Annotated in this window: 13 protein-coding genes; 8 read left to right on the top strand and 5 right to left on the bottom strand. The window is 62.0% G+C overall.

Annotated elements, in window-relative coordinates; genetic code table 11:
* The 4 genes from ASR47_RS00840 to ASR47_RS00825 form a co-directional block, all read right to left on the bottom strand.
* A partial coding sequence (locus ASR47_RS00840; protein WP_245714216.1) for a PfkB family carbohydrate kinase occupies positions 1-295 on the bottom strand: 295 nt, incomplete at its 3' end.
* A gap of 8 nt (positions 296-303) precedes the next feature.
* Entirely contained in the window at positions 304-1089 is a 786-nt protein-coding gene (locus ASR47_RS00835; protein ID WP_065305880.1) for an ATP-binding cassette domain-containing protein, read from the bottom strand.
* Between the two features lie 3 nt (positions 1090-1092).
* Entirely contained in the window at positions 1093-2211 is a 1119-nt protein-coding gene (locus ASR47_RS00830) for an ABC transporter permease (RefSeq protein ID WP_245714218.1), read from the bottom strand.
* Between the two features lie 172 nt (positions 2212-2383).
* Positions 2384-3433 carry a sugar ABC transporter substrate-binding protein gene (locus ASR47_RS00825; protein WP_065305879.1) on the bottom strand — a complete coding sequence of 350 codons (1050 nt, stop codon included), beginning with the start codon at positions 3431-3433 and terminating at the stop codon, positions 2384-2386.
* Between the two features lie 217 nt (positions 3434-3650).
* Between ASR47_RS00825 and iolG the strand changes: the two genes are divergently transcribed.
* The 5 genes from iolG to ASR47_RS00800 all read left to right on the top strand — a co-directional run bounded on the left by iolG (position 3651) and on the right by ASR47_RS00800 (position 9872).
* Entirely contained in the window at positions 3651-4637 is a 987-nt protein-coding gene (gene iolG / locus ASR47_RS00820) for an inositol 2-dehydrogenase (RefSeq protein ID WP_065305878.1), read from the top strand.
* A 14-nt stretch (positions 4638-4651) separates the two neighbouring features.
* Entirely contained in the window at positions 4652-5674 is a 1023-nt protein-coding gene (locus ASR47_RS00815; protein ID WP_065305877.1) for a Gfo/Idh/MocA family oxidoreductase, read from the top strand.
* Positions 5675-5998: 324 nt separating this feature from the next.
* Entirely contained in the window at positions 5999-6697 is a 699-nt protein-coding gene (locus tag ASR47_RS00810; protein WP_065305876.1) for a gluconate 2-dehydrogenase subunit 3 family protein, read from the top strand.
* Positions 6698-6706: 9 nt separating this feature from the next.
* Entirely contained in the window at positions 6707-8485 is a 1779-nt protein-coding gene (locus tag ASR47_RS00805; protein ID WP_065305875.1) for a GMC family oxidoreductase, read from the top strand.
* 10 nt (positions 8486-8495) lie between these two features.
* The gene (locus tag ASR47_RS00800; protein ID WP_065305874.1) at positions 8496-9872 is read left to right on the top strand and encodes a cytochrome c; all 1377 of its coding nucleotides are present in this window, start codon (positions 8496-8498) and stop codon (positions 9870-9872) included.
* Between the two features lie 81 nt (positions 9873-9953).
* On the opposite strand, the gene ASR47_RS26780 is transcribed toward ASR47_RS00800, so the two are convergent.
* Complete coding sequence (locus tag ASR47_RS26780) at positions 9954-10121, bottom strand: DUF3563 family protein (protein ID WP_150127617.1); 168 nt, start codon at positions 10119-10121, stop codon at positions 9954-9956.
* 300 nt (positions 10122-10421) lie between these two features.
* Here ASR47_RS26780 and ASR47_RS27615 point away from each other — a divergent pair, with 300 nt between their 5' ends.
* The 3 genes from ASR47_RS27615 (at position 10422) to ASR47_RS00780 (ending at position 13089) form a co-directional block, all read left to right on the top strand.
* Complete coding sequence (locus ASR47_RS27615) at positions 10422-10622, top strand: hypothetical protein (RefSeq protein WP_065305872.1); 201 nt, start codon at positions 10422-10424, stop codon at positions 10620-10622.
* Positions 10623-10968: 346 nt separating this feature from the next.
* Complete coding sequence (locus tag ASR47_RS27295; protein WP_065305871.1) at positions 10969-11202, top strand: ParB N-terminal domain-containing protein; 234 nt, start codon at positions 10969-10971, stop codon at positions 11200-11202.
* A 144-nt stretch (positions 11203-11346) separates the two neighbouring features.
* The gene (locus ASR47_RS00780) at positions 11347-13089 is read left to right on the top strand and encodes a methyl-accepting chemotaxis protein (protein WP_065305870.1); all 1743 of its coding nucleotides are present in this window, start codon (positions 11347-11349) and stop codon (positions 13087-13089) included.
* The last annotated feature ends 42 nt before the right edge of the window (positions 13090-13131 follow it).

The raw sequence follows: 13131 nt of genomic DNA, 5'->3' as shown, positions 1-13131 counted from the left end.
TCAGGCGGTCGGGGTCGACGCCGACATGGCTGACATCGCAGCCTTCCCTGGCCAGGGTGTCGGTCAAAAACCTGCCCATATGGTCGTCGCCGACCTTCGACAGCATCGCCGACTTCAGGCCCAGGCGCGCCGTGCCGAAGGCGATATTGGCCGACGAGCCGCCCAGGTATTTGGCGAAGCTGGTGGCGTCTTCCAGGGTGCTGCCGATCTGCTGCGCGTACAGGTCCACCGCCAGGCGGCCCAGGCAGATCACGTCGAGGGGACGGCCAGCGGCAAATTGTGTGGTGTTTTTCATGGTTATCCTTAAATCGTCATGCCGTCGAGTTCGCTCATCAGCGTCTGCATTTCCGTGCCGCCCGCCATCATGTCGAGCAGTTCTTCCTTGCTCACCGTGTCCTTGGTGAAGGTGCCGAGCGACTTGCCGCGGTTCAGCAAGGTGAACGAGTCGCCGACCGGATACGCATGGTGCACATTGTGGGTAATGAAGATCACCGAGATGCCGCGTTCGCGCGCCTTGTAGATCAATTTCAGCACATTGAACGATTGCTTCACGCCCAGCGCCGCCGTCGGTTCATCGAGGATCAGCACGCGGGCGCCGAAATGGATGGCGCGGGCGATCGCCAGGCACTGCTTTTCGCCGCCCGACATGGTGCCGATGGCCTGGTGCGGGTCGCGCACCATGATGCCCATCTCGGCCAGTTTGGCGCGGGCGGTCTCGGCCGCGTAGTCGATGTCCATCACCGGCACCAGGCCCAGCAGTTTTTTCATCGGCTCGCGGCCCATGAAGAAATTGCGCGCCACCGACAGCAGGGGCACCAGCGCCAGGTCCTGGTACACCGTGGCCACGCCCATGTCCAGCGCTTCGCTGGGCGAATTGAACACCACCGGCTTGCCGTCGACCAGGTACTGGCCCTCGGTCGGCTTGTGCACGCCGGCCAAGGTCTTGATCAGGGTCGACTTGCCGGCGCCGTTGTCGCCCAGCAGGCAATGAACCTCCCCCTCGCGCAAGCGCATGGTGATGTTCTGCAGCGCCAGCACCGAGCCGAAACGCTTGCTGACATTTTCCAGGGCAAGAATATGCTCGCTCATGATTTACCTCGATTCCGTGACGCGTGAACGTACAAAGTTATTGAACAGCACCGCGATCAGCAGCATGACGCCGAGGAACACGCGGAACCAGTCCGAATTGATATTGGTGTAGGTGATGCCGATCTGTACCACGCCGAAGATCAGCGCGCCGAAGCAGGCGCCAACCACCGAACCATAGCCGCCCGTCAGCAAGGCGCCGCCGATGACGGCCGCGATAATGGCTTCGAATTCCTTTTGCATGCCGCGGTCGGCGGCGGCCGAACCGATATCGCACACTTGCAGGGTGGCAAACAGGCAGGCGCAAAACGCCGTGAAGACGAACAGCGAAATTTTCACCTTGCGCACCGGCACGCCGACATTCTTGGCGGCATTGGCGTCGCCGCCGACGGCGAACATCCAGTTGCCGAAACGGGTACGCGACAGGACGAACGCGGCGCCGGCGGCCAGCACCAGCCACCAGGCGATCACTTTCGGAATGCCCTTGACCAGCGGCGAGCCATCGTCGAGCACGGCGATCCAGCCGTGGCTGCCCAGCCAGTGGAACAGGCCGGTGGCAACATTACCCTGGAACAGCAGACTGGCCAGCCAGTCGTGGGCGGCCAGTTCGCCCACGCCGCTGACGATGGTGCGGTTGGCAAACATGATCGACAGCGCCAGCGTCAGGCCGCGCAGGATGAACAAAAAAGCCAGGGTGACGATGAATGACGGCAGGCGCGTCCTGATGACGATGTAGCCGTTGAGCCAGCCCAACGCCATCGAACCGGCAAAGGCGAACACGATGGCCGCCCACAGCGGCCACTGGAAATAGACGGTGGGAATAGCGATCATCATGCCGGCAAAGCCGATCATCGAACCGATCGACAGGTCGAATTCACCGGCGATCATCAGCACGCAGGCGCCGATGGCGATAATGCCCAGGTAGGAGGCGACCTGCATCCAGTTGACCACGCCATCGAGGTTGAACATGCCGGAGTCGCCGGCGGTAATGATAAAGAAGGCAAATACCAGCACGGTGCCGGAAATGGAGGCGAATTCGGGCCGGCTGAACAGTTGCCTGGCGCGGCTGGTGCTGCCGACCCGCTCGTCGTCGGCGGGCTGTGCCGGCTTCAAGGGGGGCGTCATGCCGGGGCTGGCCAGGCTGGATTTGAGCGCAGTCATGTGATGTCCTTTCAGTTACTTGTTTGCCAGAAATACGGACGCAAGGCGTACGCATCCGACGCGCCGCCCACGCGAGTGGCGCGGCGCTGGAACCGGCCCGGCAGCGACAGGCTGCGGGCCGCTGGCAGGCTCTGGATTAGCGGAATTGCCCGGCGTACTTCTCGACCTTGGCGATGTTGTCCTTGGTCACGAAACCAGGGCCGGAACTGATGTGGCGCGGGCCATAGATGGGCGTCAGGCCGTATTCGGCCAGGCGCGCCTGGTACTTCGGATTGGCGATCAGGATTTCCTTGACCTTGGCCAGGTCGGTGATCTTCTGCTGCTTCATGATGGCCATCACGGCCACCGGAATATAGCCTTGCAGGTAGGGCTGCTGGTCGATGGCGAACTGGATGCTGCCGTCCTTGATGCCCTTGGCGATTTCATCGGACAGGTCGAAGCTGGCGAAATACATCTTGCCTTTCAGGCCCATTTTTTCCACCGCGCGCATGGCCGGCGGCGCCGAATCGGGCCCCAGCGCCAGCACGGCCTGGGTTTTCGGATTGCTGCGCAGATAGGCGCTGACCTTGCTTTCAATCACGCCAGGATCGACGCCGTTGGTATCCAGGGTCGACGACTTGAAGTCCACGCCCAGCGCATCGGCAAAGCCGCGGCAGCGTTCGAACGAGGAGGCATTGGTCGCATAGTGATTCACGCACACGAAGGACTTGATGCCCGCTTCCTTGGCGCGCTTGCCGGCGCCCAGGCCCGCTTCATACTCGGGCTGGCCGACATGCATGATGGCCTTCAGTTGTTCGCTTTGCGCCAGGGTGCCCGAATTCATGGTCACCAGCATGATCTTCTTGGCCACTACCGTGCCCAGCGGTTTTTGCAGCACGCTGAAGTCGGCGATGTCGGCGATCACGCCATCGTAGTTGCGCGCCGCCGCCTGCTCGATCAGGCGCGCCATGTCGGCCAGGTCGCCATTCGGTGGATTGCGGTAGTCGACGGTGACGTTGAAATCCTCGCCGGCCTGTTTGATGGAATTCTTGATGGTGTTCCACCAGGAATCGGCGTCCGGCGCATGGCTGACCATCACGAATTTTTCGCCTGCGGCATGGCTGACGCCGGCGCTCAGTCCCAGGGTGGTACCAAGGGCGGCGATCGCCAGGCACTTCAACAAACCCTTGCTCTTATTGCTATACATGAATGTCTCCTAGATGGATTAATTTTTATAGTTGTCAGCTTTGATGAAGGGTGACACCGCCGTTGCGCGCAACGGTGCACTGCGCATAGAGTAGTCCAGGCGCACGGCAAACGCAATGAAATTTTCAAGACTCATTCAAATAGAAATTTGTTTCTGTTTTTCGAAATCGCTCATATAATTATCCCGAGACAGTCCACACCACAACAGGAGATCAAGCATGATCGAAGTAGCATTGTTTGGCGCCGGCCGCATCGGCAAAATCCACGCCGCCAACCTGGCCTCCCAGGCCGGCGTACGCTTCAAATACGTCGTCGATGTCAACCAGGAAGCGGCAGAAACGCTGGCCGCCTTCCACGGCGGCGTCAGCGCCTCGGTGGAAACGGCGCTGGGCGATCCGGACATCCGTGCAGTGGTGATTGCCTCGAGCACCGACACCCACGCCGACCTGATCTTGCGCTCGGCCGCCGCCGGCAAAGCCATCTTTTGCGAAAAGCCGGTCGACCTGACTATCGATCGCGCGCGCGCCTGCGCCGCCGCCGTCAGGGAGGCGGGCGTGTTGTGCATGCTCGGTTTCCAGCGCCGCTACGACCCCACCTTCCATGCCGTCAAAGAGCGCATCGCCGCCGGTGAAATCGGCACGCCGGAACTGCTGGTCGTCACCAGCCGCGACCCTGGCCCGCCGCCGGTCAGCTACATCAAGGTGTCGGGCGGCATCTTCAAGGACATGCTGATCCATGACTTCGACATCTTCCGCTGGATCCTCGACGACGAAGCCATCAGTGTCAACGCCACCGGCAGCTGCCTGGTCGATCCGGCCATCGGCGAAGCGGGCGACCTCGACACGGCCGTGGTGACCATCCGCACCAAGGCGGGCCGTTTGTGCCAGATCAACGCCACGCGCCGCGCCGCCTATGGCTACGACCAGCGCTTCGAAGTGCTGGGCAGCCTGGGCATGCTGCAGGCCGGCAACCACAAGCCGACCGAGGTGACGGCCTATGGCGCGCTCAACGTCAGCGTCGACAAGCCGGAAGACTTTTTCCTCGAACGCTACCGCGTCGCCTATGCCCAGGAAATGGCGCACTTCTTTGATGCTCTCTGCAACGGCACGCCGCTGCGCACCACCGTCGAAGACGGCCTGAAGGCGCTGGAGCTGGCCGAAGCGGCGACCCTGTCGTGGCGCGAACAGCGCGTCGTTAGCCTGTGAATAGCGGAGAACCCATGTCATCCCCCACCTTGAAAATCGGCATTGTCGGCCTGGGCCGGCTGGGCCAGCGCCACGCCATCAACCTGGTCCAGCGCGTGCCGAACGCCGACGTTGTCGCCGCCTGCAGCCCGGTGCCAGCCGAGCTGGACTGGGCCGCGCGCGAACTGGGCGTCACCACCGGCTATGCCGGCTATGACGCCCTGCTGGCCCATCCGGGCCTGGACGCCGTGTTCCTCGTCACGCCAACCGCCATGCATGCGGACCAGATCATCGCCGCCCTGCGGGCCGGCAAGCATGTATTTTGCGAAAAGCCGCTGTCGCTGGACCTGGCCGACTGCCTGAAGGTGGAAGCGGAAGCGGCGCGCCACCCGCACTTGACCACCATGATCGGCTTCGTGCGCCGCTTCGATACGAGCTACCACGACGCGCAGCAAAAGATCGCCCAGGGACTGATCGGCAAGCCCTACCTGGTGCGCTCGCAAACCTGCGACCAGAACGACCCCAGCGGCGCCTTCATGCGCTTTGCGCCCACCAGCGGCGGCATCTTTCTCGATTGCAGCGTGCACGATATCGACCTGGCGCGCTGGCTGCTGGGCAACCCGACGCCGACCCGCGTCTACGCCAGCGGCACCAACGCCATCCACAAGGGTCTGCAGGAATTCGGCGACGTCGACAACGGCCTGGGCACGGTCGAATTTTCCGACGGCAGCATGGCCACCTTCATGGCCTCGCGCACCATGGCGCATGGCCATGAAACGCTGACGGAAGTATTCGGCACGGGCGGGCGCCTGGCCGTGGGCAGCAATCCGCGGCTGAACCGGGTGGAAATTTCTGATGCTTACGGCGTGCGCAACGAGTGCACGCCCGACTTCTACGCCCGCTTCGCCGACGCCTTTTTGATCGAGGCGCAGGAATTTACCGACGCGGCCTTGGGCCGGCGCACCCTGTCGCTGACCCTGAATGACGCCACCGAAGCGACGCGCCTGGGCATTGCCATGACGGTGGCGATGCGCGAGCGGCGGGTGGTGGAGTTTTAGCCGACAACGCGCAGCATAAAACCGGGGTCAGTCGCTTCGCGATCGGACTACGTTCCACCGGGAGGTAGTCCCCCATCGGGTCCGGGCGCCCCGCCTGATCCCTGCCCTCACTTTATCTCATCGGTAACGCTTGAGCGCCAACCCGGCGCCCTTCCCACTCCTTTTACCCTATGCTTCTACAGCCGAGCCTGCTTTGATACTCCAGGCTGGCCCGTACCGTTACATCCCCATCTACGCACGACTATTTAATTCATATATGTAATATATATGAATGAACATGATATGATGCGCACCCTCCCAGCCATACAGCCATAGGAGCTTTACATGAAAGTCATCGGCATCTCTCCGCACAGACGCAATTTCCTGCGCAAGGCGGCCGTCGCCGTCCCCGTCGCAGCCGCCATCGGCGCCGTCGGCACGGCCGGCACCGTGCTGGCCACCGGCGACGGGCAGGGCAAACCCTACCAGCCCACCTACTTCAACGCCGCCGAATGGGCCACCTTGTGCGCGCTGGTCGACCGCCTGATCCCGGCCGATGCGGAAGGCCCCGGCGCGCTGCAGGCCGGCGTGCATGAATTCATCGACTTGCAAATGGACACGCCCTATGCCTACGGCAAGCTGTGGTTCATGCAGGCGCCGTTTGTCGCCGCGCCGGACGAGTTCGGCTACCAGTTCCATATGGCGCCGCGCGAGCTGTACCGCAGCGCCCTGCCCGGCTTTGCCCAGGCCGTGCAGCGCAAGACGGGCAAGGCTTTTACAGACCTGCCCGTTGCCCAGCGCGACGCCCTGATCGCCGAGCTGGAAAAAGGCAGCTTGCCGATCGGCGAAGTGCCGGCCACCGTGTTCTTCAAGCAGCTGCTGCAAAACACGCGCGAAGGCTATTTCTGCGACCCGGCCCATGGCGGCAACAAGGACATGGCGGCCTGGCGCATGATCAATTTCCCGGGCGCACGCGCCGACTATATGGACTGGGTCGAACAATACGGCGTCCACTATCCGCTGCCACCCGCCTCCATCGCATAAGGAAACACCATGGCAGACATTACATTGAAACCGGTCGACGTCGTCATCGTCGGCTTCGGCTGGACCGGCGCCATCATGGCCAAGGAACTGACCGAGGCGGGCCTGAACGTGCTGGCCCTGGAACGCGGCCCCTACCGCGACACCTATCCCGACGGCGCCTATCCGAAAACCCTGGACGAGCTGACCTATATCCAGCGCAGCAAGATCTTCCAGGACATGTCGAAAAGCTCGTTTACGTTCCGCCACGAGGTCAAGGGCATCGCCGTGCCGTATCGCCAGATCGGCGCGTTCAAGCCGGGCACGGGCGTCGGCGGCGCCGGCCTGCACTGGTCGGGCCAGCACTGGCGCGTGCTGCCGGAAGAGCTGCAATTGCGCAGCCACTACGAAAAGCGCTACGGCAAGAAGTTCATTCCCGAAGGCATGACGATCCAGGATTTCGGCGTCACGTATGAAGAGCTCGAACCGCATTTCGATTTCGTCGAAAAAGTATTTGGCACCTCGGGCCAGGCCTATAAAGTCAACGGCAAGATCGTCGGCGACGGCAATATTTTCGAGGCCAACCGTTCCGACAACTACGCGCTGCCGCCGCAGAAAGTGCCGTACACGGCGCATCTGTTCCAGCTGGCCGCCAAGGAAGTGGGCCTGCACCCCTTCGTGTCGGCCTCGTCGAACGCTTCGCAGCCCTACACCAATCCTTACAACTGCCAGATGGGGCCGTGCAATTTCTGCGGCTTCTGTTCCGGCTTTGCCTGCTACAACTATTCCAAGGCTTCGCCACAGGTCAATATCATGCCGGCGCTGCGCCTGGCGGCCAACTTCGAATTGCGCGCCAACTGCAATGTGCTGCGCATCAACCTCGACGGCGGCAAGCAGAAAGCTACCGGCGTGACCTATGTCAACGCCGACGGCAAGACGGTCGAACAGCCGGCCGAGCTGGTCATCGCCAGTACCTTTGCCTACAACAATGCGCATCTGCTGCTGGTGTCGGGCATCGGCAAGCCGTATGACCCGGTGAGCAACGAAGGCGTGGTCGGGCGCAATATCGCCTACCAGACCATGTCGACGGTGCAGATGTTCTACGAGCCGGGCAAGAATACCAATCCCTTCATCGGTTCCGGCGGCAACGGCGTGGCCGTCGATGACTATAATGGCGACAATTTCGACCATGGCCCGCTGGGCTTTGTCGGCGGCTCGCCCGCCTGGTGCAACCCGGCCGGCGTCAAGCCGATCGCCGGCATTCCGGTGCCGGACGGCACGCCAGCCTGGGGTTCCAACTGGAAAAAAGCCGTCAAGGACAACTACACCAGCACGGTGTCGTTCGACGTGCACGGCGCCAATATGGTCTACCGCGACTGCTATGTCGACCTCGACCCGACCTATACCGACACCTTCGGCCAGCCCCTGCTGCGTTTTACCTTCGACTGGAAGGACAACGACATCAGGATGAGCCGCTACGTGACGGAAAAAATGACGGAAGTGGCGAAAGCCATGAAGCCGAAATCGATCCACGTGTCGGTGAAAAACTTCGGTGATCATCTGGACTTGCGCAACTACCAGACCACCCACTGGGCCGGCGGCACGGCCATGGGCACGGACCGGCGCACCAGCGTCGTCAACCGCTACCTGCAAAGCTGGGATGTGTCGAACGTGTTTGTCGTCGGTTCGAGCGTGTTCCCGGTCGGCATCGGCTACAACCCGACCGGCCTGGCCGCCGCCCTGACCTACTGGTGCGCCAAGGCCGTGCGCGAACAATATCTGAAAGACCCGCGACCGCTGGTCGCCGCGTAAGGAGCGTCCCATGAAAAAACCCACACAACGCTGGCTTGCGGCCCTGTCCCTGATGCTGGCGACTGGCGCCAGCATGGCGGCCACTACCGCCCCCGATGCCCAGCTGATCAAGCAGGGCGAATACCTGGCCCGTGCCGGCGACTGCATCGCCTGCCATAGCGCGCCGCAAGGCAAACCGTATGCCGGCGGCCTCGGCATGGCCACGCCGATCGGCAAGGTGTATTCCACCAATATCACGCCCGACAAGCAGCACGGCATCGGCAACTGGAGTTTCGAGGACTTCGACAAGCTGATGCGCACTGGCGTGACGAAACAGGGTTACACGGTCTACCCGGCCATGCCCTACCCCTCGTATTCGCGCCTGAGCGACGCCGACATGCGCGCCCTGTATGCCTACCTGATGCATGGCGTGCCGGCCAATGCGGCGCCAAACCGCGCCTCCGACATCCCCTGGCCGCTGTCGATGCGCTTTCCCCTGACCGTCTGGCGCTGGGTGTTCGCGCCCAAGCCGGCGCCGTATGTGCCGGCGGCAGGCGCAGGCGACCAGCAGTTGCTGCGCGGCGCTTATTTGGTGCAAGGCCTGGGCCACTGCGGCGCCTGCCATACGGCGCGCGGCGTCGGCATGCAGGAAAAAGCCTTGACTGACCTGGACAGCAATGCTTACCTGGCCGGTGGCGCCGCCATCGACGGCTGGGTCGCGCCTTCGCTGCGCAACGAGCACGGCGGTGGTCTGGCACGCTGGAGCGAAGCCGATATTGCCGAGTTCCTGAAAACCGGCCGCAACAGCCATAGCGCCTCGTTTGGCGCCATGAATGACGTGGTGACGCACTCGATGCAGTACATGAGCAAGGACGACCTGGGCAGCATTGCGAAGTACCTGAAATCGCTGCCGCCGGCCAATACCAGCGCAAAACCTTTCGTCGGCGACGACAAGGTCGCCAAGGCGCTGTTTGCGGGCAAGGTCGACACCACGGGCGCGCAGTTGTACCTGAACAACTGCGCCGGCTGCCACCGCTCGGACGGCAAGGGCTACGGCAAGGCCTTCCCTGCGCTGGCCGGCAATGCCGTGCTGCAGACGGCGGACCCGACCTCGGCCATCAATATCGTGCTGTCGGGCGGCATGGTGCCGGCCACCCACACGGCGCCCTCGGCGCTGGTGATGGGCGGCTACGCCAAGACCCTGAACGACCAGCAGATTGCCGAAGTGGTCAGCTTCATCCAGACCAGCTGGGGCAACCACGGCAGCGCCGCAACGGCGGCACAGGTGGCCAAGCTGAGGAAGACCGCCGTGCCGGTGCAGGGTACGACGGAGGCGTCATTCGCGCCGGGACGCAGCGGCACCGTTCCCGTGCCGCCCGCAGCCAGGGCCAATGTGATGCAGCAGTAATGCAAAAAGCCGCCGTACCTGGCAATCAGGTACGGCGGCTTTTTCTATGGGCCAGCGTTTGCGGATCGATCAGCGGAAGGATCAGCGGTTGTTGCCATTGCTCCAGTAGCTGCCGCCGCCCGAGCGGTCCTGCTTGCGCATGCGGAACTCCAGGTCATAGCGGTCGGTGGCTTCGGCCAGGTCCGCATCCTGTTCTTCACGCACGCGCTCTTCGATGCCGTTGGCAAGCGCATTGTGCACACGCACCATCAGCGCTTGCACCGACGAGCTCACCTTCTCAAAGGCGCCCGACAGGCTGTTGAAAGAGAAAACGGTCAATGCTGGCAAGGTGGTGTGGGACATGGAATGCTCCTGAAAAGATACGGTGTTTGTTGCAGTGCAATATCATCATAAGCGTTTCAAGATATAAAGCCACTTTCGATTTCAGATACCAGTTATTCATTTTCCTGATAAAAAGGGCATGCGCTGCCTGCCGCATCGGGCCATCGGCATAGTTACAACGGCAAGCCGCTGTTATAGTGGGGATTCCATTGCCTGCCCCATGCCGCCATGACCGCTTCCCTCGCCGACATCGCCGAACGTTATGCGCACCTGGTGCTGGCCATCGGCCAGCATGATGCGTCCTATGTCGACGCCTGCTACGGCCCGTCCGCATGGCAGGCCGATGCGGCGGCGGCGCGCCTGCCGTTCGACGAGGAAAGCGCGCGGCTCTATGATGCCGTATCGCCACGCCACGCGCGCGCCGGGTAGGAAGCCAGCTACAACTGCTACAAGGGCAACTACCAGAGCGTGATCCAGATCACTACCGATCTGCCCATCCATATCGACCGCGCCGTCGATCTGGGCTGCCACGAAGCCTATCGGGGCCACCATGTGTACAACGTGCTGCTCGAACGCGACCTGGTGCGCGGCAAGGGCTGGATCGCATACTGCGTCTATCCTCTGTATTCGCCGCAGTCGCTGATCGCCGAACGATCACTGCCATGCAACTGCTCGGCGTCTTGCCGTCGAGGGAGCTCGCGCAAAGCGTGGCCGCGTCCACGGCCTCCGGCAGCGATAGCGCGCACTGGTCCACTTCAGGCGCGACGCCGGCTATGTGGCGCCGTCGACGGCCACCGAATTCCTCGAATTCTACTGGGCCGACTGGCCGCGCAAGCAGCCCGTGAGCGACCTGTCGAAAGTCGATACCGGCGACACCACCGCCTGCCTGGCCGCCATCAGCACAGCCTCGCAGGCGATGGCGGCGCTGAAAGCGACCGACATCGTGACACCTGCGTACCCGCTGCGTACGGAAGGCGGATGCGCTTGCCGGCGCAGCACATTGGCGTGAAAACCACAGAAACCTCTCGTTTCTCCACGTCAATAATATTGTTATTAAGAGATTATGTTACAGTGAAATGCTTCATCAAGAAGCATCCCTTGATCTGTAATTAATTCACTTAAAAAACAATATTCAAAATATTGTTCAAAAATAATGTCATTCTCCGAACTGAAAGTCCGAACCCGCCTTGCGCTTGGCTTCGGCATCCTGCTTGCGTTTTTAATATTGATTGCCGCACTGAGCATCAATAAACTGTCGTCGCTGAACAACTCGCTGACCGTCACGGTGGATTTCAACGCCCAGGAGGCCAACCTGATTTCCCAGGCCATGGGTGAAGCGCAAAAAGCGTCGGCTTCGATGCGCAATCTGATCGTGTTGTCCGACCTGCCGCGCATGGAGCAACAGAAACAGCTATTTGAAAGCAGCCTGCTTGCCTACGATAAATTCGCCGAGCAGCTGGAAAAATTGTTCCAGAGTGATCCGAATACCAGTGCCGAGGAAAAAAACTATCTGGTCAAAGTCGCGCAAGCAAAAGCGGCGGCCCTGCCGCTGATCAAGAAAGCCTCCGGCCTTGGCCTGGCCAATGATCCCGGCGCACCGGATGTACTGATGAACGAGACCGGTCCCGCGCTGGACAACTGGGTCAATATGCTGATCGAGTTCAGGGACTATGAAATCAAGACCAGCAACGCGACAGCGGCCGAAGCGCACGCACAATACGAGCGCAACAGAAGTCTGATCGTCCTGATTTCGCTTATCGGCGTCTTGATCTCGATCGGCGCCGGCTTCGTGATCACCCGCAGCATCCTGAAACAACTGGGCGGCGAACCGAGCTACGCGATGGCGGTCGCCGAAGAAATTGCCAGCGGCAACCTGGACCGGCCCATCGTGGTGCAGGATGCGGACCGGACCAGCCTGATGTTCTCGATCAAGGCGATGCGTGACCAGCTGGCGCAGATCGTTGGCCGCGTCCGTAGCGGCACCGACACCATCGCCACCGCCTCGGCGCAGATCGCGGCGGGCAATCTCGACCTGTCCTCGCGCACCGAGGAACAGGCCAGTTCGCTCGAAGAAACCGCCTCGTCCATGGAAGAACTCACTGGCACCGTCAAGCAGAATGCCGACAATGCGCGCCAGGCCAACCAGCTGGCGGTATCGGCGTCGGAAGTGGCGCAAAAGGGCGGCAGCGTGGTGGCCCAGGTGGTCGAGACCATGGCCTCGATTAACGAATCGTCGAAAAAAATCGTCGATATCATCGGCGTCATCGATGGCATCGCGTTCCAGACCAATATCCTGGCGCTCAATGCCGCCGTGGAAGCGGCGCGCGCCGGTGAACAGGGCCGAGGCTTTGCCGTGGTCGCCACCGAAGTACGCAACCTGGCGCACCGTTCGGCCGCGGCGGCCAAGGAAATCAAGGTGCTGATCGATGACTCGGTGACCAAGGTCGCTGTCGGCGGCAAGCTGGTCGATGACGCCGGCGCCACCATGGCCGACATCGTGCAGTCGATTACCCGCGTGACCGACATCATGAGTGAAATCGCGTCGGCCAGCACGGAGCAGACCATGGGCATCGAGCAGGTCAACTCGGCAATTTCCCAGATGGATGAAGTGACCCAGCAAAATGCGGCGCTGGTCGAAGAAGCGTCGGCGGCGGCCAGTGCGATGCAGGAGCAGGCGGCGGTCTTGTCGGACGTCGTCAGCGTCTTCAAGCTGGCGCACGGCGCCGGCGCCATCAATCACGCCGCGCCGCGCCAGGCCACGCCGCGCCAGGCTGCCGCGCGCCCTGCCGTGCGCTCACCGGCCTCGCCCCCCAAAGCACTGCAGGCCAGTAAACCTGTGGCACGACCTGCCAAGGCGACCGACAAGGGCAATACGGACGACTGGGAAGAATTTTAAGAAGTTTAAAGGGCTGATGCCAGTCTGGCGCATGTCAATACG

The organism is Janthinobacterium psychrotolerans (assembly GCF_001677885.1).
GTDB classification, from domain to species: Bacteria; Pseudomonadota; Gammaproteobacteria; order Burkholderiales; family Burkholderiaceae_D; genus Janthinobacterium; species Janthinobacterium psychrotolerans.
This window is presented reverse-complemented; position numbering and strand designations above follow the sequence as displayed.

Bases quoted from the DNA above. Each gene is read 5' to 3' on its own strand.
- ASR47_RS00800 (WP_065305874.1), top strand. From the start codon at position 8,496: ATGAAAAAACCCACACAACGCTGGCTTGCGGCCCTGTCCCTGATGCTG.
- ASR47_RS26780 (WP_150127617.1), bottom strand. From the start codon at position 10,121: ATGGTGCGTGTGCACAATGCGCTTGCCAACGGCATCGAAGAGCGCGTG.
- ASR47_RS00805 (WP_065305875.1), top strand. From the start codon at position 6,707: ATGGCAGACATTACATTGAAACCGGTCGACGTCGTCATCGTCGGCTTC.
- ASR47_RS27615 (WP_065305872.1), top strand. From the start codon at position 10,422: ATGACCGCTTCCCTCGCCGACATCGCCGAACGTTATGCGCACCTGGTG.
- ASR47_RS00780 (WP_065305870.1), top strand. From the start codon at position 11,347: ATGTCATTCTCCGAACTGAAAGTCCGAACCCGCCTTGCGCTTGGCTTC.
- ASR47_RS00815 (WP_065305877.1), top strand. From the start codon at position 4,652: ATGTCATCCCCCACCTTGAAAATCGGCATTGTCGGCCTGGGCCGGCTG.
- ASR47_RS00825 (WP_065305879.1), bottom strand. From the start codon at position 3,433: ATGTATAGCAATAAGAGCAAGGGTTTGTTGAAGTGCCTGGCGATCGCC.
- iolG (WP_065305878.1), top strand. From the start codon at position 3,651: ATGATCGAAGTAGCATTGTTTGGCGCCGGCCGCATCGGCAAAATCCAC.
- ASR47_RS00810 (WP_065305876.1), top strand. From the start codon at position 5,999: ATGAAAGTCATCGGCATCTCTCCGCACAGACGCAATTTCCTGCGCAAG.
- ASR47_RS00830 (WP_245714218.1), bottom strand. From the start codon at position 2,211: ATGACGCCCCCCTTGAAGCCGGCACAGCCCGCCGACGACGAGCGGGTC.
- ASR47_RS00835 (WP_065305880.1), bottom strand. From the start codon at position 1,089: ATGAGCGAGCATATTCTTGCCCTGGAAAATGTCAGCAAGCGTTTCGGC.